The following is a 20,103-nucleotide window of genomic DNA, read 5'->3' on the forward strand; positions in this document are numbered from 1 at the left end:
CGCGACACAGTGCGTAGGAGGACACCATGATCGGTCTCATCATCAGCCTGATCGTCATCGGCCTGATCGCCGGCGCGATTGCTCGGCTGGTCGTACCGGGTAAGCAGGACCTGTCCATTCCGATGACGATCCTGATCGGCATCATCGGCTCGTTCATCGGCGGCTTTCTGGGGTACCTGATCTTCCACAAGGACTCCCACAACGGGTTCTTCCAGCCGTCCGGCATCATCGGCTCGATCATCGGCGCGATCATCGTGCTGCTGATCTGGCTCAAGGTCGGCGGCCGCTCGTCGCTGCGGTCCTGACGGTCGCTGCCGGCTAGCCTGCGTGCGCTGAAGTGGCGACGACCGTGATGCAGCCCTTCGTGGTCGCGATCGAGTATCGCGGTGCGGATATCGATCCGCACCGCGATACCGCGCGGGTTGCCGTGCTCGAGCACGCGTACGGGCTCGAGACGGCAACCCTGGCCGCGCACGCGGGCCAGGAGCCGCGGGTCGCCTTTCCGGCGGCCGTACGGGGATGGGCTACCCCGTCCGAGAGTGCCCGGTGCGCCGAGTGCGCCGCGGCGGTGGACGAGATCGTGGCGGCGTTCGTCCGGGTGGCACTGCGCCATTGCCGTCCGGACATCCGACGGTCTCGCTGACCACCCCCGCTGGTCGGCTGGCGTTCGTGCTGGCTTCACCAGTAGCTGCTTTGCTGGGTGTCACGTTTACTGTTCGAGGCGACGCGACAGCTCCTGTGAACCGCACCGGGTCCGCGCGCCATCCGTGGCGAGGGGGGCCCGGTGCGCGCGTTAGTGGTAGAGCAAGGATTCAGCCGGGGGACGTTGACGGCCGTGCGGGCGCTCTCCGCGGCCGGCTGGCAGGTCGGCGTCGGAACGTCCCGGGGCCGTGGACTCGCGTCCTCGTCGCGGCACTGCGCACGACGTCACGTCGTTCCGGCGGCGCACGAGAACCCGACCGGGTTTGTGGCGGCCGTCGCGGAGGCGGTCGGCCAAGGCGGCTACGAGGTCGTCTTCGGCGGTGGCGAGGCAGAGGTGCTGGCGCTGTCCGAGCACCGGTCGGCCATTCCGGCGGTGGTGCCGCACGCCCCCCACGACGCCGTGCTCGGCGCGCTGGACAAGTCCCGGCTGGCGGCGGCCGCTGCCACCGTGGGCTTCGCCGTTCCCGCGACGCTCGACCTCTCATCCTGCGTGGACGAGGAGCAGCCGCTCGTGGTGAAGGCGCGACTGCATGCCCGGCCCGGCCACTCCGGGGCGCCGCCGCGGATCGACACCACCGTGGTGCTCGGCGCGACAGCCGCGCGCCGCCGGGTCGCCGAGATCGCCGCGGTGGGCGGTGAGGCGGAGCTGCAGGAATTCGTGCAGGGCCGGCTGATGGCGTACTCCGCCGTGGCGACCAGGGGAGGGGAGCGGGTGGCCGCCCACTCCATGCAGGTCGCCTCGCGGGTCTGGCCGCCGGACGCCGGCGCAAGCTGCCGGGCGGTCAGCGTGCCCGTCGAGGACGAGATCGCGCGGCGGGCCGCGGCGCTGTTCGCGCACCTGGGGTGGTTCGGCCTGGCCCAGTTGCAGTTCCTGGTGCCCGCAGACGGGGTGCCGCGCCTGATAGACCTGAACGGGCGCTTCTACGGCTCGCTCGCGCTGGCGGTGAAGGCCGGCGCGAACCTGCCGGCGGTGTGGGCGGCGCTGGCCACCGACCGGGGCCTGGACGCCGGGTCGGCCAGGCCGGTGCGGCCCGGGGTTCGGTACTCGTGGCTCGAGGGGGACGTCCGCCGAGCACTGGTGGAACGGCGCGGCTCACGGCTGCGCGACGTTGCCGGCGCCCTGTGCGCGGGAGTCGGCGCGGCGCACAGCGTGGCGAAGCTCAGCGATCCGGCGCCGGCGCTGGCGGCCACCCGGCGACTACTGGCGGACCGGTAACTTCCGGCTGGTCCGTGCCGTGTCCTGGCAGGTTGGTATGCCGTGCGCTCGCTATGGCGGCCCGAGAGCATCTCGGTTGCCGGGCGAGCGGCTAGGACGAGCGGGTGACGGGAATCGAACCCGCACAATCAGTTTGGAAGACTGAGACTCTACCATTGAGCTACACCCGCAAGACTCGCGAACAACCCGAGATACCCCTGAACGTACCTGGGCCGCCCGTGAGGTGCGATGACAGCCTAGCGTGTGAAGGTACGACGCTCACGCACCCGTACACTTGCCCCTCGGTACGTGTGTCGTTCGCGGAGCGTGGCGATACGGGTATCGGGGTGTAGCGCAGCTTGGTAGCGCACTCGCTTTGGGAGCGAGGGGCCGCAGGTTCAAATCCTGTCACCCCGACTGGCAGAACTGAGCAGAACTTTTCCGTAGAGGTGCACGAAGGTCGACCGCGCCGCGGCGGCTGATTACGACAGGCGCCACCGCCGAATACCGCGAATTTAAGTTCGTCGCAGAGGAGCGAAGAGCACACCGTGAAGAGCAGCGTCGAGACCCTGAGCCCAACCCGTGTGAAGCTCGCCGTCGAGGTGCCCTTCGACGAGCTGAAGTCCAGCTTGGACGAGGCCTACAGGGCGATCGGCTCACAGGTTCGCGTTCCTGGGTTCCGGCCGGGCAAGGTTCCGGCCCGCATCATCGACCAGCGCGTCGGACGCTCGGCCGTTCTCGAAGAGGCGATCAACAAGGCGCTGCCCAAGGCGTATTCCGACGCGGTCCGCGAAACCGGCGTCAAGGCCCTCGGCCAGCCCGACATCGAGGTGACCACGCTGGAGGACAACGACCACATCGCGTTCACCGCCGAGGTCGACGTCCGCCCCGACATCACCGTCCCCGCCTATGACAACCTGGCCGTCACCGTCGAGGACGCCGTCGTCACCGACGACGAGCTGACGGAGCAGCTGGACGAGCTCCGCGCCCGGTTCGGCACCCTCAACAGTGTCGACCGCCCGGTCCAGACCGGCGACTTCGTCTCGATCGACCTCAACGCGACCGTGGACGGCGAGCCGGTCGAGGGCGGGTCGGCTCAGGGGCTGTCCTACGAGGTCGGCTCCGGCAACCTGATCGAGGGCCTGGACGACGCGATCCTCGGCAAGTCCGCCGGCGACACCGCGGAGTTCGCCTCCCAACTCGCCTTCGGCGACCACGCCGGCTCGGACGCCCAGATCAACGTCGTGGTGAACTCGGTGAAGGAGCGCGAGCTGCCCGAGGTAGACGACGAGTTCGCCCAGCTCGCGTCCGAGTTCGACACCGTGGACGAGCTCAAGGCCGACCTGCGGACCCGGCTGGACCGCGTGAAGGTTCTGGGCCAAGGCGCCGAGGCCCGTGACAAGGTCCTGGAGCTGCTCGTCGAGCAGACCGAGGTACCGTTGCCGGAGTCCTCGGTACAGGCCGAGATCGAGTGGCGCGAGCACGATGTGGTGCACCAGCTGGGCCACGACGACGCGGCGTTCGAGAACTACCTGCAGACCGAGGGCAAGACCAAGGACGAGTTCACCGCCGAACTCCGCGAGGTCGCCGAGAAGTCGGTCAAGACCCAGTTCGTCCTGGATTCCATCGCCGACGCCGAGGCCGTGTCGGTGTCCGACGCCGAGCTGACCGAGTACATCGTGCGCCAGGCACAGCGCTACGACATGGCGCCGCAGGAGTTCGCCGACCAGATCGTGCAGGCCGGCAACATCGGCGCGCTGGTGGCCGACGTCCGGCGGAACAAGGCGCTGGCAACGGTGCTCGAAGCGGCCAATGTCACCGATCAGTCCGGCAACGAGGTTGACCTGTCCGCGCTGGCGACGCCCGAGGGACAGGCTGAACTGGAGCAGCTGGACGACGCCGTGGCCGATCTCGATGACATCGAAGGCTCCGACGACGCTGACGAGTCGGCCAGCACCGACCAGGTGGCCAGCACCGACCAGGCCGCCAGCCGCGACAGCGAGTAAACCTCGCGACCTCGGCGGTCCGTCAGCCGCAGGGCCGTCGGCCCGTCAGGCGCAAGGCGGCGGGTAACGCCAGCGCGAAGCCGGTAGGCGAAGCTGCCGCGGGGGCCCATGACGGCAGGTCGTGACGGCACCGGAAGCGGCCTCGTAGGCCTTTGATGCCCTGAGCGAACGCGGGCGGGTCTGGGACTCCCAGGCCCGCCCGTGCCGTTAGGGTCGAAGTAGATCCACACTTCTTGGAAAGGAAATGCCAGTGAGCTCCTCTGACCACCAGCGCCGATTCGACGCTGGGTTTACCAGCCCGCAGGCCAGCGCTGCGCCGGAACCGATCCGGATCATCGAGGCGCGTAGTGCCGGCGCTGGCATGAACCTCAACGACTCGATCTATGACCGCCTGCTCCGCGACCGGATCATCTTCCTGGGCCAGGTTGTCGACGACACCATCGCCAACCAGCTCTGCGCCCAGCTGCTGCTGCTGTCGGCCGAGGACTCGAGTCGCGACATCAACCTCTACATCAACTCGCCCGGTGGATCCGTCACCGCCGGCATGGCCATCTTCGACACCATGCAGTTCGTCGAGTGCGACGTCGCCACGTACGCGCTGGGAATGGCCGCCTCGATGGGGCAGTTCCTGCTTTCCGCCGGAGAGCGAGGCAAGCGTTACGCCCTGCCGCACGCGCGGATCATGATGCACCAGCCGTCCGCCGGCATCGGTGGCACCGCCTCCGACATCGCGATCCAGGCGGAGCAGTTCAAGCTGACCAAGGCCGAGATGGCCAAGCTCATCGCCGAGCACACCGGCCAGACCGAAGAGCAGATTCGCGCGGATTCCGAGCGGGACCGCTGGTTCACCGCTCAGCAGGCACTCGACTACGGCTTCGTCGACCACGTGGTGAGTCGGGTTGCCCAGATGAGCGACGGCTCTGCCCCGGCGCCGGAGTAAGGGAGACACACGAACATGAGCAATCTTTACACCCCCGGTAGCGCCGGCTGGGCCTCATCCGGTGGCGCGGCCAGCGCCCCGCAGTTGCCCTCCAGCCGCTACGTCCTGCCGTCGTTCGTCGAGCGGACGAACTACGGCATGAAGGAATCCAACCCGTACAACAAGCTGTTCGAGGAGCGCATCATCTTCCTCGGCGCGCCGATCGACGATGTGGTCGCCAACGACGTCATCGCGCAGCTGATCTGCCTGGAGTCGACGGACCCGGATCGCGACATCCTCATCTACATCAACTCGCCCGGTGGCTCGTTCACCGCGCTCACCGCGATCTACGACACGATGAGCTATGTACGTCCCGAGATCCAGACGTACTGCATGGGCCAGGCGGCATCGGCGGCCGCGGTGCTGCTCGCCGCGGGCACCAAGGGCAAGCGCTTCGCCCTCGAGCACTCACGCGTTCTGATCCACCAGCCCTCCGGTGAGGGCTCGGGCCAGGTGACGGACCTCGAGATCCAGGCCAACGAGATCCTGCGCATGCGTGGGCAGCTCGAAGAGATCCTGGCCGCCCACACCGGCCAGACCGTGGACCAGGTGAAGCTGGACATCGAGCGTGACCGCATCCTGACGGCGGACCAGGCCAAGGCATACGGCATCGTCGACTCGGTCATCACCACCCGCAAGGTCGTCAACGACTGAGTGCTGTCCCACCGGACGGCTGCTGGGCCGGCGGGTGGCCCACGCGATCAACAGTGCGGTTACTCGCCGGTCCGCCGGACACGCGGCTATGGGTGAGACATCTCGACCAGCACGGGGTAGCGTTTCGCAACATCGTTGCCGCGTGCCGGTCATATCGAGCCCGAGCCGGCTGGCAGCAGCAGGGATTCAAGGCCGACGCGGCACAGTGACGGCGTCGGCTGTAGGGCAGGAATGCCTAGTGAGGGGATTTCTCAGGTGGCACGTGTAGGTGACGGTGGTGACCTGTTGAAGTGTTCTTTCTGTGGAAAGAGCCAGAAGCAGGTCAAGAAGCTGATCGCAGGTCCTGGGGTGTACATCTGCGACGAGTGCATCGACCTGTGCAACGAGATCATCGAAGAGGAACTGTCGGAGAACACCGAGTTCAGCTTCGACGAGCTGCCCAAGCCGAGTGAGATCTGTGAGTTCCTGAACTCCTATGTGGTCGGCCAGGAGCAGGCGAAGCGGACCCTGGCCGTGGCCGTCTACAACCACTACAAGCGGGTCCAGGCCGGCGGTGAGAACAGCGGCAAGCGGTCGGACTCCAACGTCGAGCTCGCCAAGTCGAACATCCTGCTGCTCGGTCCGACCGGCTCTGGCAAGACGCTGCTCGCCCAGACGTTGGCCCGCATGCTCAATGTCCCGTTCGCCATCGCGGACGCGACCGCGCTGACCGAGGCCGGCTACGTCGGCGAGGACGTCGAAAACATCCTGCTGAAGCTGATCCAGGCAGCGGACTACGACGTCAAGCGTGCCGAGACGGGCATCATCTACATCGACGAGGTCGACAAGATCGCCCGCAAGTCCGAGAACCCCTCGATCACCCGCGACGTCTCCGGTGAAGGTGTGCAGCAGGCGCTGCTCAAGATCCTCGAGGGCACCTCGGCCGCGGTGCCACCCCAAGGCGGCCGGAAGCACCCGCACCAGGAGTTCATCCAGATCGACACCACCAACGTGCTGTTCATCGTCGGCGGCGCGTTCGCGGGACTCGACAAGCTCATCGAGGGCAGGGTCGGCAAGAAGGGCCTGGGCTTCGGTGCCGAGCTGAAGACCAAGTTCGAGCTGGACACCAAGGACGGCTTCGCCGAGGTCATGCCAGAGGACCTGATGAAGTTCGGCCTGATCCCGGAGTTCATCGGACGGCTGCCGGTGATCACCACCGTCCGCCCGTTGGACCGGGCCGCGCTCATCGAGATCCTGACCGAGCCGAAGAACGCCCTGGTCAAGCAGTACGCGCGGCTGTTCGAGCTCGACGGCGTGGAACTCGAGTTCGCCGACGACGCGCTCGAGGCCATCGCGGATCAGGCGGTCAAGCGGGGCACCGGAGCCCGTGGCCTGCGCGCCATCATGGAAGAAGTCCTGCTGTCGGTGATGTATGAGGTGCCCTCCCGCGAGGACGTCGCCAAGGTCGTCATCACCGCCGAGACCGTGCTGGAGCACGTGTACCCCACGCTGGTTCCCCGGGCGGAGCTCGACCCGCCTCGGGAGAAGTCAGCCTGACCCCCGGGTGCGCTGTACGCCTCGCTCAGTCCCGCAGCAGCGGGGCTGAGCGGCGAGCCGATTTTTCCAGTTCCATAGCGGGCGCTTTGCCCACACCGGATCGCCGCCCCGCCCTTACGCTGAGCATATGGCCACCGCACCCTTTCCTGCGCCGAAGCCGAGCGATCAGCATGTGGTGGTGCTCCGCGACCCTCGGGCCATCAAGGCCCTGGCACATCCGGCACGGCTGGCTGTCATCGACGAGTTCTTCGCCGGGCGCAAGCTCACCGCCACCGAGTGCGCCGACATCGCGGGCCTGAGCGCGAGCGCCATGAGCTACCACCTGCGCGCTCTGGAGAAGTGGGGGATCATCCGCCGCTCCGCCGCGACGGGTGACGGCAGAGAGCGCCCGTGGGAGGCGGCAGGTGAGCTGCTGACCGTCGACTCGGCGGAGCCGCGCGCGTCCGCCGCCGGCGAGGCGGTGCTGGTGGCGAACCTGCTCGACCGGCAGCGGGAAGAGGCGCTGCGCTGCATCGGCAGCCAGAACGAGATGTCCGCGGCCTGGTACGAGGCGCTGACAGTACGGAGTTCGGCATTCTGGCTCAACCAGGCCGAGGCCAAGCAGCTCGCGGCCGAGATGTCGGAGCTGCTGCTGGACTTCCAGCGCCGCCAGCACGAGCACGCGCCGGCCGGTGCGCGCCGAGTACGGGTGTCCTACACCGTGGTGCCGCTCGCCGGGAGTGCAGACGCCGGGACGGTCGAAGCGGGCCGAGCATGACAGCCGGCGGGCTCCGCGCGCCCCGAGTGCCGGCGTCCGTAGGATTCAGAGGGTGACCGATGCAGCGCCGACCTCGAAGACGAGCAAGCAGCAAGACAGCGAGCGGCGTCGCGAGGTCGAGGCGAAACTGCTCGCTCGCTGGGGTGAGGCCAAGATCGGGCCGTCCCGGCAGCGGATCGAGCAGTTGATGGACGTGCTCGGCGAGCCACAGCGGATGTACCGGGCGATCCACGTCACCGGCACCAACGGCAAGACCTCGACCGCCCGGATGATCGACGAGCTGCTGCGGGCCTTCGGCCTTCGCACCGGCCGCTACACCAGCCCGCACCTGTCGTCCATCACCGAGCGCATCGTGCTGGACGGTGAGCCGGTCAGCGACCGGCTCTTCGCCGACGCCTATGACGAGATCGAGCCGTACCTGGAGATGGTGGACGACCGCTCCGACCTGCGGATGACCTTCTTCGAGGCGATGACCGGCCTGGCCTTCGCCATCTTCGCCGACGCACCGGTGGATGTCGCGGTCGTCGAGGTCGGCATGGGGGGCAGCTGGGACGCGACGAACGTCCTGCAGGCGCCGGTCGCGGTGATCACGCCGATCGCGCTGGACCACATGGAGTTCCTGGGCGACACGGTGGCGCAGATCGCCGTCGAGAAGGCAGGCATCATCCATCCCGAGGCGTCGGCGATCCTGGCCTCGCAGCCCGTCGATGCGGCGGCGGAACTGCTCAAGCGCGCGACCGAGGTGGACGCGGCGGTGGCTCGGGAGGGCCTGGAATTCGGCGTGCTGGATCGCCAGGTCGCGGTGGGCGGGCAGCTGCTGACGCTGCAGGGTCTCGGCGGCGTCTACGAGCAGGTCTTCCTGCCGCTGCACGGCGCCTACCAGGCCGAGAACGCTGCGTGTGCGCTGGCGGCCGTCGAGGCGTTCTTCGGTGCGGGTGCCGCCGGCGGCCCGATCGACGCCGACCTCGTCCGGGCCGGATTCGCCGCGGTGACCTCACCGGGCAGGCTCGAGGCCGTCCGCTCGGCACCCACCGTGCTGGTCGATGCCAGCCACAACCCGGCGGGCATGACAGCCACGGTGCGGGCCCTCGACGAGGGCTTCGACTTCCGACGGCTGATCGGCGTGGTCGGGGTGCTGGCGGACAAGGACGCCCGGGGGCTGTTGGACGTGCTGGAGCCGGCGCTGGACGAGATCGTCGTCGCGCAGAACTCGTCCGGCCGGGCACTGCAGGTGGACGAGCTCGCCGCGATCGCGGTGGACGTCTTCGGCCCGGACCGGGTCACCGTCGAGCCCCGCCTCGACGATGCCATCGAGGCCGCGATCCGGCTGGCCGAAGAGGACCCCGACGGCGTGCTGTCGGGCTCCGGCGTGCTGGTGACCGGCTCGGTCGTCACCGCCGGCGAGGCGCGCACCCTGCTCACCCGCCCCGGCGCGTAGGGCGGTGACAGCGATGACCGATCCCCATCCAGCACAGCCGAGCGAGCGAGAACCCACCCTGGCACAGCCCACCGAGGCGGAATTGCAGGAGCGCCGGGACAAGGCCAATCGCGCCACCCGCGGCGTGCTGGCTGCGCTGCTCTGCCTGGAAGCGTTTGTCGTCCTGCTGGTGCCCCGGGCGATCGCCCAGACCTCGCAAGGGTTGTCCGGAACCAAGACGCTGCTCCTGCTCGCCCTGGCCGTGGTACTGGTGGTCACCGGGTTCCTGCTCCGCCGCCGCTGGGGGATCGGGCTGGCCTCCGCGCTGCAAGTGCTGGTGGCCGCGACCGTCGTGCTGATCCCCGCGCTGGTGGTGGTGGTGGTGATCTTCCTGGCGCTGTGGGCGTATCTGCTGCGGACCCGCAACCAGCTCGTCGGTACGCCGTCCGGCTGGCGAATGCTCGTGTCCTGACAGCCGATACGCTGTCGCGGTGACTGACACAGCCGTCGAACGCACCCTGATCCTTGTCAAGCCGGACGGGGTTGCCCGCAACCTGATCGGCCAGATCCTTGCCCGGGTCGAAGCCAAGGGCTACCGCATCGTGGCCCTGGAGCAGCGGATCGCGGACGCCGACCTGCTGGCCCAGCACTACGCCGAGCACGTGGGCAAGCCGTTCTACCAACCGCTGGTGGACTTCATGTCCTCCGGTCCGGTGGTGGCGATCGTCGCCGAGGGGCACCGGGTGATCGAGGGCTTCCGCGCGCTGGCCGGCGCCACCGACCCCACCCGAGCGCAGCCCGGCACCATCCGTGGCGACCTCGGCCGCGACTGGGGCCTGAAGGTGCAGCAGAACCTCGTGCACGGCTCGGACTCGCCCGAGTCGGCCGAGCGTGAGATCGGGCTGTGGTTCAGCGGTCGCTGAGGCGGGAAGCTCTTATCTTTCCAGTGCTTCAGGGGGAAATCCTTGGGCGAGTCGTAGCGCATTTTATCGAGTGGCCACACATACCATCGGATCATCCGTTCACACCAGCAACACTTGATCCGTTCGATGCCGGACACCGCGCAGGCGACACATACAAGAGGTAGCAGGGACCCATGGCATTCACCCCCATGTCGCTCCTGAGCGGCGACCTGCTCGGCGGTGACCTCGCGGTCGACCTCGGCACGGCGAACACCCTGGTGTACGCCCGCGGTCGCGGCATCATGTTGAACGAGCCCTCGGTCGTCGCCGTCGACACCACCACGAACTCGGTCGTCGCGGTCGGTGCAGAGGCCAAGCGCATGATCGGCCGTACGCCGGGCCACATCCGAGCGGTTCGTCCTCTGCAGGACGGGGTGATCGCCGACTACGACATCACCGCCGAGATGCTGCGCTACTTCGTCCGCAAGGTGATCGGCCGCCGCGCGTTCGCCGGCCCCCGTGTCGTCGTCTGCGTTCCGAGCGGCATCACCTCCGTCGAGCAGCGCGCCGTGAGCGAGTCCGTCTATGCCGCCGGTGCCCGCCGGGTGCACATCATCTCCGAGCCGATGGCCGCCGCGATTGGAGTGGGGCTGCCGGTCAGCCAGGCGTCCGGCTCGATGATCGTCGACATCGGCGGCGGCACCACCGAGGTCGCCGTCATCGCGCTGGCAGGCATCGTCTCCAGCACCAGCCTGCGGGTGGCAGGTGACGCTCTGGACCGCGCGATCGTCGACCACATCCGTTCCGAGTTCTCGCTGCTGATCGGCGAGCGCACCGCGGAAGAGCTGAAGATCTCGATCGGTTCGGCGTTCCCGATCGCGGGGCCGTCGCGCGCGGAGATCCGGGGCCGTGAGATCGCCACCGGCCTGCCGCGCACTGTTGCCGTCTCCGCCGACGAGCTGCGGCACGCCATGAGCGGCCCCATCAACCGCATCGTCGCCGCCGTCCGGGCGACCCTGGACCGCTGCCCGCCCGAGCTCGCCGGTGACCTGGTGAGCCGTGGCATCGTGCTGACCGGTGGCGGCGCCCTGCTGCGCGGCCTGGACGCGCGGCTGCAGCACGAGATCGGCATTCCCGTGCTGGTGGCCGACCGTCCGCTGGATTCTGTGGTGCTGGGCACCGCGACCGTGGTGGAGCAGTTCGAGTTCCTGCACAAGGTCGTAGTCGACGGACACCGTCGCTAGCGGCCAGAGCAGACAAGCCCTCTTCCATGCGCAGGCTGACCCGTCGCCAGCAGATTTCCGCCGCCGCACTGGCGGTTCTCGCCCTGTTGTTCATCAGCCTCGACTTCGCCGGCGGTTCGTTGGGCGGTGCCCGCGGTGGCGCGACCGGTGCCCTCGGGTCGCTGTACCGCGGAACTGACAGCATCCTCGGCCCGGTCCGGCGCTTCGTCCAGGGTGTTCCGGACGTCGGCGGCAACCGTCGCGAGATCGCCCAGCTCAAGCAGCGCAACGCCGAGCTGCAACGCGAACTGACCGGGTCGGCCGTGGACACCGCGACCGCCAAGAAGCTGGACGCCCTGCAACTGCGGGCCGACACCTCGCACTGGAAGCTGATGCCGGCCCGGGTGATCGCGACCGGCCCCGGTTCGGGATTCCAGTGGACGGTCACGGTGGACGTCGGAAGGCGCGAGCATGTCCTGGTCGGCCAGACTGTCACCGACGGGGTCGGGTTGGTGGGCCGGGTGGTGCGGGTGTATTCCAGCACCTCGGTGGTGCTGCTGGTGGCAGACCCGGCATCGGGCGTGGGAGTCCGCGATACCCGCTCCGGTGAGCTGCTGCTGGCTGCCGGCGCTGGCACGCACGGCATGACGGCAAGTCCCGTGGATGACCGATCCGACCTCAGAACCGACGATGTGCTCGTCACCGGCCCGACCGGCAAGACGACCTTCTCGGCCGGCGTCGAGGTCGGGGTCATCACGTCCGTGCACACCGCGGCCGGCGGCGTGGTCTCGGCGATCGTGCGGCCCACCGCCACGCAGACCGGGCTGGACCTCGTCGGCATCATCCTGCAGACCCCGCGCAACACCACCCGTCCGGCGCTGACCCCGGACTCGGCGCGATGACCGTCTCACGGGTGGCCCTGGCGATCGCCGGCCTGATCACCGCGCTGCTGCTGCAGGCGACCCTGATCGGCCCGCTGACCTTTCCGGTTCCGGTCTCGCTGCCGGTGGTGCTGGTTCTCGTGGTGGCGATCTACGCCGGTCCCGGAATCGGCATGGGGCTGGGTTTCACCACCGGCCTGGTCGCCGACCTCGGCTCGGACCACCCGGCCGGCGTGCAGGCGCTGTGCTGGCTGGCGGCCGGTCTGGTCGGCGGCATCGTCGGCGGCCTGGCCACCCAGCGGGGGTACGGCAGTCGGGGCGTCGCCGGCCTGACCGCCGTGCTCGGCGCCCTCAGCTCCCTGGTCGTCGGGGTGCTGCTGGCGATCCTGGGCTCGCACGCCGCGACGGCCACCCTGGCGTTCCGGGACATGATTCCGGTCGGACTGACCGAGGCGCTGATGGCCCTTGCGCTCGCCCCGCTCGTCCGCACTCTCCTGCTCGCTCAAGGCATTCGGTCGCCCCGCCCGGTTGCCCACCTGATCGGCAGCCCGAATGTCCTTCACTGATCCCCGTTCCGGTTCGCACCGCGCACGGCTGTCAGTCCTGCGGCTGCTGATCGGCTCGTTGCTGCTGACGCTGCTCAGCCGGTTGGCCTTCGTGCAGCTGATGGACCCGAACAAGCCCGCGCAGTCCGCCGGCGCGACGCACCTGGGCTCCATCGTGGTGCCGGCGCCGCGCGGTGAGATCGTCGACTCCCGAGGCCGGGTGCTGGTCGGCAACAAGAGCACCCACGTGCTCACGGTTGACCGGTCCGCCCTGGACCAGCAGGACGACCACGGCGCCGCGGTGCTCGCGAGACTGGCGCCCGTCCTCGGCATGGCCGCAGTGGATCTGAGGCACGAGATCACGCCGTGTGGCAGCAAGGTCCCGTCGCCCTGCTGGACGGGGGAGCCGTACCAGCCGGTGCCGGTGGCCAGTGACATCGACGCCGGCGTGGTGTTTGCGATCTCAGAGCACGCCGAGGACTTCCCCGGTGTGGCGATCGACGCCCAGACGGTACTCGACTACCCCGGCGGAACGCTCGCGGCGCACGTCCTCGGCTATACCGGCGTGGTCGGAGCCGACGATCAGAAGGCGAACAGGGCCCTGGCCGACGCGGACACCATCGGCCGGAGTGGGCTCGAAGAGTCCTACGACAGCGTGCTGCGCGGCGTGGACGGTGAGCAGAAGGTTCAGCTGGACCCTCGTGGCGAGGCCGTCGGCACGGCCGCCGCGGTACCGGCCAAGCAGGGCGACACACTGATCACCAGCATCGATGCCGACGTCCAGGCGCTGGCGGAGAAGTCACTGCGCGAGCAGATCCACGCCTCGCAGCTCAAGGGCAAGCCCGCTCCCTCGGGCGCGGCCGTGGTGATGGATCCGCACACCGGCCGCGTGATCGCCGCCGCCGGCTACCCGACGTATGACCCGTCCGAGTTCGTCGGTGGGATCTCGGTCGCCGATTACCACAAGCTCACCGCGCCGGGCGCCAACGATCCGCTGGTCGGCAGGGCCATCGCCGGTGCCTACGCCCCGGGCTCGACGTTCAAGCTCATCAGCTCCTCCGACGACGTGATGAGCGGCGCGGTCACGACCGACGGGCGCTATCCGTGCCCCGGCTCGCTCAGCGTCGACGGCCGCACGAAGACCAACTACGAATCCGAGTCCTTCGGTGGCCCCATCGACCTGACCTTCGCGCTGCAGGTGTCCTGTGACACCTTCTTCTACGCCCCCGCGGTCGCCGAGTGGCAGGCCGACCAGGCCCGCGTGGACAGCGGCAAGAAGCCGTTGGAGCAGCTGCAGGCAATGGCGCGCGCGTTCGGCGTCGCGCAGTTCCCGGGGATGGACCTGCCCGCCGACGAGCAGGCCACCGGCTCCATCGGTGACCGGGCGAGTCGGATGGCCGGCTGGAAGGCGAACAAGGCCGACTACTGCGCGGCCGCGAAGGCGGGCTACCCGGACGTCACAGACCCGACCAACCGGGCCTACCTGACGCAGCTGGCGTCGGAGAACTGCACGGACGGCTGGCGCTTCTTCGCGGGCAACAACGCCGACACCGCGATCGGGCAGGGCGACACCACGGTGTCGCCGCTGCAGCTGGCGACCGCCTATTCGGCCATGGTGAACGGCGGGACGCTGTACCAGCCCACGCTCGGCTGGGGAGTGGCCGACGCCAACGGCAAGATCATCAGGACGATCACGCCCAAGACCGTCCGGACGCTGCCGGTCACTCCCTCGGTGCTCTCCAAGGTCGCGAATTCGCTGCACTTTCAGAACAACCACTCGGTGTCCGGCGCCCTGGCCTTCGACGGCTCGCCGATCCAGACGCTGATCAGCGGCAAGACCGGAACGGCGGAGGTGTACGGCAAGCAGGACACCTCCTGGCTGGCGTCCTGGGGTCCGGTGCAGCCGGGGCAGGACGCCAGCAACGCCAAGTTCGTCGTGGTGGGCATGATCGAGCAGGCCGGTACCGGGGCGTCGGCCGCGGCGCCGATGGTCCGCAAGATCTACGAGGGCCTGCTGGGCGTCAACGGCGCGCCGGTGGTGGCGGGTTCCGAACCGGCCAGCACGATGCCCACGGTCGTGGCCAAGTCACTCTCCCACCAGAGCAAGCCCAGCTCATCAGGCTCCACGGCGGGTACCGCCAGGGCCACCAGCGCATCGGCTAGCGCGTCCTCCGGAGGCGGCCAGGCCCCACCAGGCTCCGCCGCGCCACTGCCCGACGTGCTGCCCACCCCGAGCGGAACGAGGCGGCCGTGACCAGCACCCTGACCTTGCCGCACCGCTCACCGCTGCGGGCCGTCACCGACTCCCGGCGGCTGCGCTCCTATGACTGGGTGCTGCTCGGCGCGGCCTTCCTGCTGTGCCTGATCGGGGCAATGCTGGTGTGGTCGGCGACCCGCACCCGGATGGAACTGGCCGGCCTGAACCCACAGACCTACCTGGCCAAGCACCTGCTGAACACGGCGCTGGGCGCGGTGCTGCTGTTCTGCGCCGCCCGGGTCGACTCCCGGATCCTGCGGCTGATCGGCCCGGTGCTGTACGTCCTGAGCATCCTGGGGCTGCTGGCGGTGTTCGTCATCGGCTCCACCATCAACGGCGCGCACGCCTGGATCGTGATCGGCGGTGGCTTCGAGATCCAGCCTGCCGAGTTCGCCAAGGTCGGTCTGATCTGCGCGCTGGCGGTGCTGTTCGGCCAGCGGGCGGCGCTTCGGCCGCAGTCCGGCCACCCGAGCGTGCGGGACCTGCTGATGGCGCTGGCGCTGGCGGCACCGCCACTGGGCCTGATCATGCTGCAACCGGATCTCGGCTCTGCCCTGGTTCTGGTGTCGGCGACCCTGGGCCTGCTGATCGCGGCCGGTGTCCAGGGCCGCTGGATCGTGGCCCTGCTGGTGCTCGGCGTGCTCGGCGCGGTGCTGGCGATCAAGGGCGGTGTACTGGCGGAATACCAGCTGGCACGCTTCGCCGCCTTCGCCCATCCGGGCCGCGACGCTCAGGGCGTGGCGTACAACATCAACCAGGCCCATATCGCCATCGCGCATGGCGGAATCTTCGGTCAGGGACTGTTCCACGGCGAGCAGACCCGCGGCGCGTTCGTGCCAGAGCAGCAGACCGACTTCGTGTATTCGGTCGCGGGCGAGGAGCTCGGCTTCGCGGGCTCGGCGCTGATCATCGGCCTGTTCGCCGTGATCGTCTGGCGTGGCCTGCGGATCGCCGCGGCCGCGACCGGGACGCAGCGACTGGTAGCAGCCGGCATCGTGTGCTGGATCGGCTTCCAGACGTTCCAGAACATCGGCATGAACCTGGGGCTCACCCCGGTCACCGGGCTGCCGCTGCCGTTCGTGTCCTACGGTGGGTCGTCGATGTTCGCCCAGGGCCTTGCACTGGGCCTACTCCAGGCGATCCACCGGCGGACGCCAGGCTGAGGCATCCGGTTCGGGCACCGCGGGCTGCATGGGGCTTCCAACCGCCGGCTCGGTTTCGTCCGCGTCGGGTACGACGTCAGCGGCTGAAGCAGCTGAGGCGGCTGAGGCGCGGGCAGCCATCAGCCGGTCCCACCCCCAGGCGAGGACGCACACCAGACTGGACAGCGCGGCCAGTCCGATGGACCAGCCGAGCCCGAAGGTCTCGTAGTCTAGGGCGAGTACCTGCTTGCGGATCGGCAGCGTCGACAGGGCCACCGACCCCGCGGACCCGGCGAGTAGCAGCGCGCCGGTGATGCCCACGGTCGAGGACAGCTGGGCCGTGGGCATCACCGGCCGGGTGCTACTCGCGCGCCAGCGCGGCCGGAGCGCGGCAAGCATGCGAGGTCCCGCGATCGCGACCACCGCGGCAAGCAGCATCAGCGCCGCGCAGGCGCAGAACACAATCCCGTACCGCGGTCCGGTGAGGGCGTCGTCCACCGAGAGCGGGCCGCTGGCGCGCAGTCTCGGCCGTCCCCAGCCGTCGACATAGAAGCTGAAGCGCGCCGCGGCCGGGTTCCCGGACAGCTGCGCCTGGTCCGGGAGCTGACCGTGGATCCGGTACAGCGGCGCGAAGCTCGCCCCGACTGCCAGCGCCGCTGCCACCACCCAGGCGGTGGCGTGCATGAGCGATGCCTTCAGCGGGCGTGTGGTCGCGGTCGCCGCCGGCCTGCCACCAGCGCCAGCCGCACCGCCACCGTCAGCACCATCGTCCAGCGGCGTGACGCTGAAGAACTCGATCTCGGACTCGGTTGCCATCGGCTGTTGGGTGTCCTTCCAGCCTCGTGGGAGCGACAGGCTCCGGTCCAGCCTCGTGGCGCCAGGCTCCGGTTCGCTCGGTCAGCCGCGGTCGCCAGCTGAGCTTAGGACCGGATCAGCCGCAGTCGCCGCATGTTTGGCTACCTCTTCTAACACGCACTTCACCTGCGTAGACTCTTAGTAACATATTGCTGACGGAGAGTGAGAGAGCGGTGCCGACAACGATCTGGCCGTCCATCGCTGCGGCGCGCTCGAATGCCGCGCGTTCGGCCCGGGCCCCGCTGGCCTGGGACCCCGACTCGCTGCTGCTGTCCCGGTTCGCCTTCGGCCCCGACGTTCCCAGCCGCGCCCAGCTGGCGAAAGCGGGACCGGACGCCTGGTGGCGCGAGCAGGTGGCGTTCGGTAGCGGCGCGGGGGCGGGCTACGGCGCCTATCCGGCGATCGCCGCGCAGGGCCCGCTGCTGCGGCAGAGCCCGGTAGCGGTGCGGGCCTGGCTCAAGGCCAACGGCAACGAGTACGGCTGGGATGCGATGGACCAGCTCACCAAGGTGACGCTCGGACTGCAGACCTGGAGCCATGGCCAGCTGTACGAGACGGTGGTGGACTTCTTCGCCAACCACCTCAATGTCGCCAACCACAACGGTGACGTCTGGTCCACCCGGCACACCATGGACCGTGACGTCATTCGCATCCACGCGCTGGGCTCGTACACCGACATGCTGCTGGCCTCGGCCCGCAACCCGGCGATGTTGCAGTACCTGAACCTGGCCGATTCCAACAAGACGGCGGTCAACGAGAACTACGGCCGCGAGCTGTTGGAACTGCACACGGTGGGCCTGGACGCCCGCTACACCGAGGCCGACGTCCAGAACTCGGCGCGCATTCTCACCGGCCGGACCCTGGACGGCGACTTCAACTACGTCTACCGGCCCAACCGGCACTGGACCGGCCCCGTCACGATTCTCGGTTTCAACCACGCCAACGAGACCGCGGACGGGGGAGAGGCGGCCGGGGATGCCTACCTTCGCTACCTTGCCCGGCATCCGAGCACCGCCAAGCGGCTGGCCACCAAACTCTGCCAGCGCTATGTCTCGGACAACCCGACGCCCACCCTGATCGCGGCGGTGGCGACGGCGTACCTGCAGAACGGCACCCGGGTCACCCCGATGCTGGCGGTGATCCTGCGTTCGACGGAGTTCTGGTCCAGCCGCGGCGCGAAGGTTCGCCGCCCCGCCGAGAACCTCATCGCCACACTGCGGGTGCTCGGCATCCAGCTCGGTGACGTCGGCAAGTCGCTGAACAGCCTGCACTGGATGACGTCTGCGGTCGGCAATGTGCCGCTGGACTGGTCCGCGCCCAACGGCTATCCCGACGTGGCCGCAGCCTGGCGCTCGTCCGGCTCACTGCTCAACCTGTGGGCCTATCACCGCGGCCTGACCCAGAACTGGTACGACGGCTTTGCCAAGTTCACCGCGACCTCGCTGTACGGCACGGCAAAGCCCCGGACGAGCGGCGAGGCCATCGACATGCTCACCAGGCGGCTGACCGGAATGACCTTCTCGACCGGGCACCGCCAGGCGCTGCAGGCGTTCCTCGGCGAGCCGGCCGGTACCCCGATCGGGCAGTCGCAGCTGCGCTGGTACCTGGAGCATCTGATTCCGGTCATCCTCGACGGCCCGCACCACGCGTTGCGCTGAGCCGCCCACTCCATGAGCCGACGAGCCGGCCGTTTCAGGAACACGCACGAGAGAAGGAACCGATGATCGACACCTCCGGCACTGATCAGACGGCGGCCCAGCCGCTGCTAACCGCACGCGCCGAGCAGGTCAGCGCCGAGCTCGCGGCGCAGGACGCCTGTTGGAGTTCCGGCTGGACCCGCCGCACGTTCCTGGCGGGTGCCGGGATGGTCGGCGTGGCGGCGCTGGGCAGCCAGCTGGTGTCGACGCGCGCGGCGTACGGCGCAACCACCACCGGCAACACCCTGATCACCATCTTCCTGCGCGGAGCGGCAGACGGGCTGCGGATCCTGGTGCCGACGGGAGCCGAACTCGGCGGCAACTACCTGCGCTCGGTTCGTGCCAACCTGGTGCCGGCCGAGGCGGAGCTGCTACCGCTGGCGGGCTCGGCAGGCTGGGCGCTCAACAAATCGTTGAGCCCGCTGCTGCCGTACTGGTCCACCGGCGAGCTGGCCTTCGTTCCTGCCGTGTCGGCCCAGGGCATTTCGCGCAGCCACTTCCAGGCACAGCAGTGCCTGGAGCGCGGGTCGGACACCGCGACGACCGGCTGGCTGGACCGCGCGCTGTCCCAGCTCGGTCCGGGCACCACCTTCCGCGCGGTCGCCCAGGGCTCTGCCGCACCCGCGTCGTTCACCGGGGAGCAGGCCAAGCTGGTGATGAACTCGCTCAAGTCCTTCTCCTTTCCCGGCTGGGACGGCGTCGCGCCGCGGAGCGAGACCGCCATCCGGACGCTGTACCGCGGCCTGGCCGGCCCGCTGGGCGAGGACGTGCCGACCACGCTGGCCGCCCTTGCCACGGCCGGAACCGCGCAGACCAAGGCCGGTCCGCGCAACGGGGCCAGCTACCCGTCCGGCAACTTCTCCACCGCCATGGCGGATCTCGCGACCCTGCTCCGCGCGGAAGTAGGCATGCAGGTGGCCACCGTCGACGTCGGCGGCTGGGACACCCACACCGACGAGGCCGGGGACCTCGACCGCAACCTCGCCTCGGCGGCCAAGACCCTGGATGCCTTTCTCACCGACCTAGGACCTCAGCGCCGCAAGCGCGTCACCATCGCGGTCGTGACGGAGTTCGGACGCCGGGTGCAGGTCAACGCCAGCGGCGGGACCGACCACGGTCACGGGAGCGTGCTGTGGCTGCTCGGCGGCGGGCTGTCGAAGGCAGCCGTACACGGCGCCTGGACACCGCTGTCGGCCTCGACGCTTGATTCCGGAGACGTGCCCGGTCTCAACAGTGCCTTCGACGTCTTCGGTGAACTGGCCCAGAAGCGGCTCGGCGTGGGCCGCGTCGACACGCTGTTTCCGGGGCTGGGGTTCAGTCCGCTCGGCGTCGCCCGCGTCGGTTAGCGCGCAGCC

General features: G+C 69.2%; 19 protein-coding genes and 2 tRNA genes. 19 read left to right on the top strand and 2 right to left on the bottom strand.

Going from position 1 to position 20,103, the window contains the following annotated elements; all coding sequences use genetic code 11:
- Positions 1–26 precede the first annotated feature (26 nt).
- The 3 genes from RM423_RS03640 to RM423_RS03650 all read left to right on the top strand — a co-directional run bounded on the left by RM423_RS03640 (position 27) and on the right by RM423_RS03650 (position 1,918).
- Positions 27–305, top strand: a complete 279-nt coding sequence (locus tag RM423_RS03640) for a GlsB/YeaQ/YmgE family stress response membrane protein (protein ID WP_311421630.1) — start codon at positions 27–29, stop codon at positions 303–305.
- Positions 306–349: 44 nt separating this feature from the next.
- Positions 350–643, top strand: coding sequence for a hypothetical protein (locus RM423_RS03645; protein WP_311421631.1), 294 nt, complete (start codon positions 350–352; stop codon positions 641–643).
- A 141-nt stretch (positions 644–784) separates the two neighbouring features.
- The gene (locus RM423_RS03650; protein WP_311421632.1) at positions 785–1,918 is read left to right on the top strand and encodes a carboxylate--amine ligase; all 1,134 of its coding nucleotides are present in this window, start codon (positions 785–787) and stop codon (positions 1,916–1,918) included.
- Positions 1,919–2,017: 99 nt separating this feature from the next.
- Here the strand turns inward: RM423_RS03650 and RM423_RS03655 are convergent.
- A tRNA-Gly gene (locus RM423_RS03655) sits at positions 2,018–2,088 on the bottom strand.
- A gap of 152 nt (positions 2,089–2,240) precedes the next feature.
- Here RM423_RS03655 and RM423_RS03660 point away from each other — a divergent pair.
- From RM423_RS03660 to RM423_RS03725, 14 genes are all read left to right on the top strand, one after another.
- Positions 2,241–2,314: transfer RNA gene (locus RM423_RS03660), tRNA-Pro, on the top strand.
- Positions 2,315–2,445: 131 nt separating this feature from the next.
- A complete protein-coding gene (gene tig, locus RM423_RS03665; RefSeq protein WP_311421633.1) occupies positions 2,446–3,903 on the top strand; it encodes a trigger factor in 1,458 nt (485 codons plus the stop codon).
- A gap of 361 nt (positions 3,904–4,264) precedes the next feature.
- Entirely contained in the window at positions 4,265–4,843 is a 579-nt protein-coding gene (locus tag RM423_RS03670; RefSeq protein ID WP_311421729.1) for an ATP-dependent Clp protease proteolytic subunit, read from the top strand.
- Between the two features lie 15 nt (positions 4,844–4,858).
- The gene (locus RM423_RS03675; RefSeq protein WP_311421634.1) at positions 4,859–5,536 is read left to right on the top strand and encodes an ATP-dependent Clp protease proteolytic subunit; all 678 of its coding nucleotides are present in this window, start codon (positions 4,859–4,861) and stop codon (positions 5,534–5,536) included.
- Between the two features lie 255 nt (positions 5,537–5,791).
- On the top strand, positions 5,792–7,072 hold the full coding sequence (gene clpX / locus RM423_RS03680) for an ATP-dependent Clp protease ATP-binding subunit ClpX (protein ID WP_311421635.1): 1,281 nt from the start codon (positions 5,792–5,794) through the stop codon (positions 7,070–7,072).
- 127 nt (positions 7,073–7,199) lie between these two features.
- Positions 7,200–7,829 (top strand): ArsR/SmtB family transcription factor, encoded by a 630-nt coding sequence (locus tag RM423_RS03685; RefSeq protein WP_311421636.1) that lies wholly within the window; start codon positions 7,200–7,202, stop codon positions 7,827–7,829.
- Positions 7,830–7,881: 52 nt separating this feature from the next.
- Positions 7,882–9,267 (top strand): bifunctional tetrahydrofolate synthase/dihydrofolate synthase, encoded by a 1,386-nt coding sequence (gene folC / locus RM423_RS03690; RefSeq protein ID WP_311421637.1) that lies wholly within the window; start codon positions 7,882–7,884, stop codon positions 9,265–9,267.
- A 13-nt stretch (positions 9,268–9,280) separates the two neighbouring features.
- The gene (locus RM423_RS03695; protein ID WP_311421638.1) at positions 9,281–9,718 is read left to right on the top strand and encodes a DUF4233 domain-containing protein; all 438 of its coding nucleotides are present in this window, start codon (positions 9,281–9,283) and stop codon (positions 9,716–9,718) included.
- Positions 9,719–9,737: 19 nt separating this feature from the next.
- Positions 9,738–10,169, top strand: coding sequence for a nucleoside-diphosphate kinase (gene ndk / locus RM423_RS03700; protein WP_311421639.1), 432 nt, complete (start codon positions 9,738–9,740; stop codon positions 10,167–10,169).
- Between the two features lie 173 nt (positions 10,170–10,342).
- Entirely contained in the window at positions 10,343–11,392 is a 1,050-nt protein-coding gene (gene mreB / locus RM423_RS03705) for a rod shape-determining protein (protein WP_311421640.1), read from the top strand.
- A 26-nt stretch (positions 11,393–11,418) separates the two neighbouring features.
- Positions 11,419–12,273, top strand: coding sequence for a rod shape-determining protein MreC (mreC, locus tag RM423_RS03710; protein ID WP_311421641.1), 855 nt, complete (start codon positions 11,419–11,421; stop codon positions 12,271–12,273).
- A complete protein-coding gene (locus RM423_RS03715) occupies positions 12,270–12,818 on the top strand; it encodes a hypothetical protein (protein ID WP_311421642.1) in 549 nt (182 codons plus the stop codon). Before mreC ends, RM423_RS03715 begins: the two co-directional genes overlap by 4 nt.
- A complete protein-coding gene (locus RM423_RS03720; RefSeq protein ID WP_311421643.1) occupies positions 12,805–15,051 on the top strand; it encodes a penicillin-binding transpeptidase domain-containing protein in 2,247 nt (748 codons plus the stop codon). Before RM423_RS03715 ends, RM423_RS03720 begins: the two co-directional genes overlap by 14 nt.
- Complete coding sequence (locus RM423_RS03725) at positions 15,048–16,217, top strand: FtsW/RodA/SpoVE family cell cycle protein (RefSeq protein ID WP_311421644.1); 1,170 nt, start codon at positions 15,048–15,050, stop codon at positions 16,215–16,217. The genes RM423_RS03720 and RM423_RS03725 overlap by 4 nt, the downstream gene beginning before the upstream one ends.
- On the opposite strand, the gene RM423_RS03730 is transcribed toward RM423_RS03725, so the two are convergent.
- Positions 16,182–17,012 (bottom strand): hypothetical protein, encoded by an 831-nt coding sequence (locus RM423_RS03730; protein WP_311421645.1) that lies wholly within the window; start codon positions 17,010–17,012, stop codon positions 16,182–16,184. The two genes, RM423_RS03725 and RM423_RS03730, sit on opposite strands and share 36 nt — an antisense overlap.
- 212 nt (positions 17,013–17,224) lie before the next feature.
- Between RM423_RS03730 and RM423_RS03735 the strand changes: the two genes are divergently transcribed.
- Both RM423_RS03735 and RM423_RS03740 read left to right on the top strand, forming a co-directional pair.
- The gene (locus tag RM423_RS03735) at positions 17,225–18,709 is read left to right on the top strand and encodes a DUF1800 domain-containing protein (RefSeq protein WP_311421646.1); all 1,485 of its coding nucleotides are present in this window, start codon (positions 17,225–17,227) and stop codon (positions 18,707–18,709) included.
- Between the two features lie 62 nt (positions 18,710–18,771).
- On the top strand, positions 18,772–20,094 hold the full coding sequence (locus RM423_RS03740; protein WP_311421647.1) for a DUF1501 domain-containing protein: 1,323 nt from the start codon (positions 18,772–18,774) through the stop codon (positions 20,092–20,094).
- The last annotated feature ends 9 nt before the right edge of the window (positions 20,095–20,103 follow it).

The organism is Jatrophihabitans lederbergiae (genome assembly GCF_031845305.1).
GTDB classification, from domain to species: Bacteria; Actinomycetota; Actinomycetes; order Mycobacteriales; family Jatrophihabitantaceae; genus Jatrophihabitans_A; species Jatrophihabitans_A lederbergiae.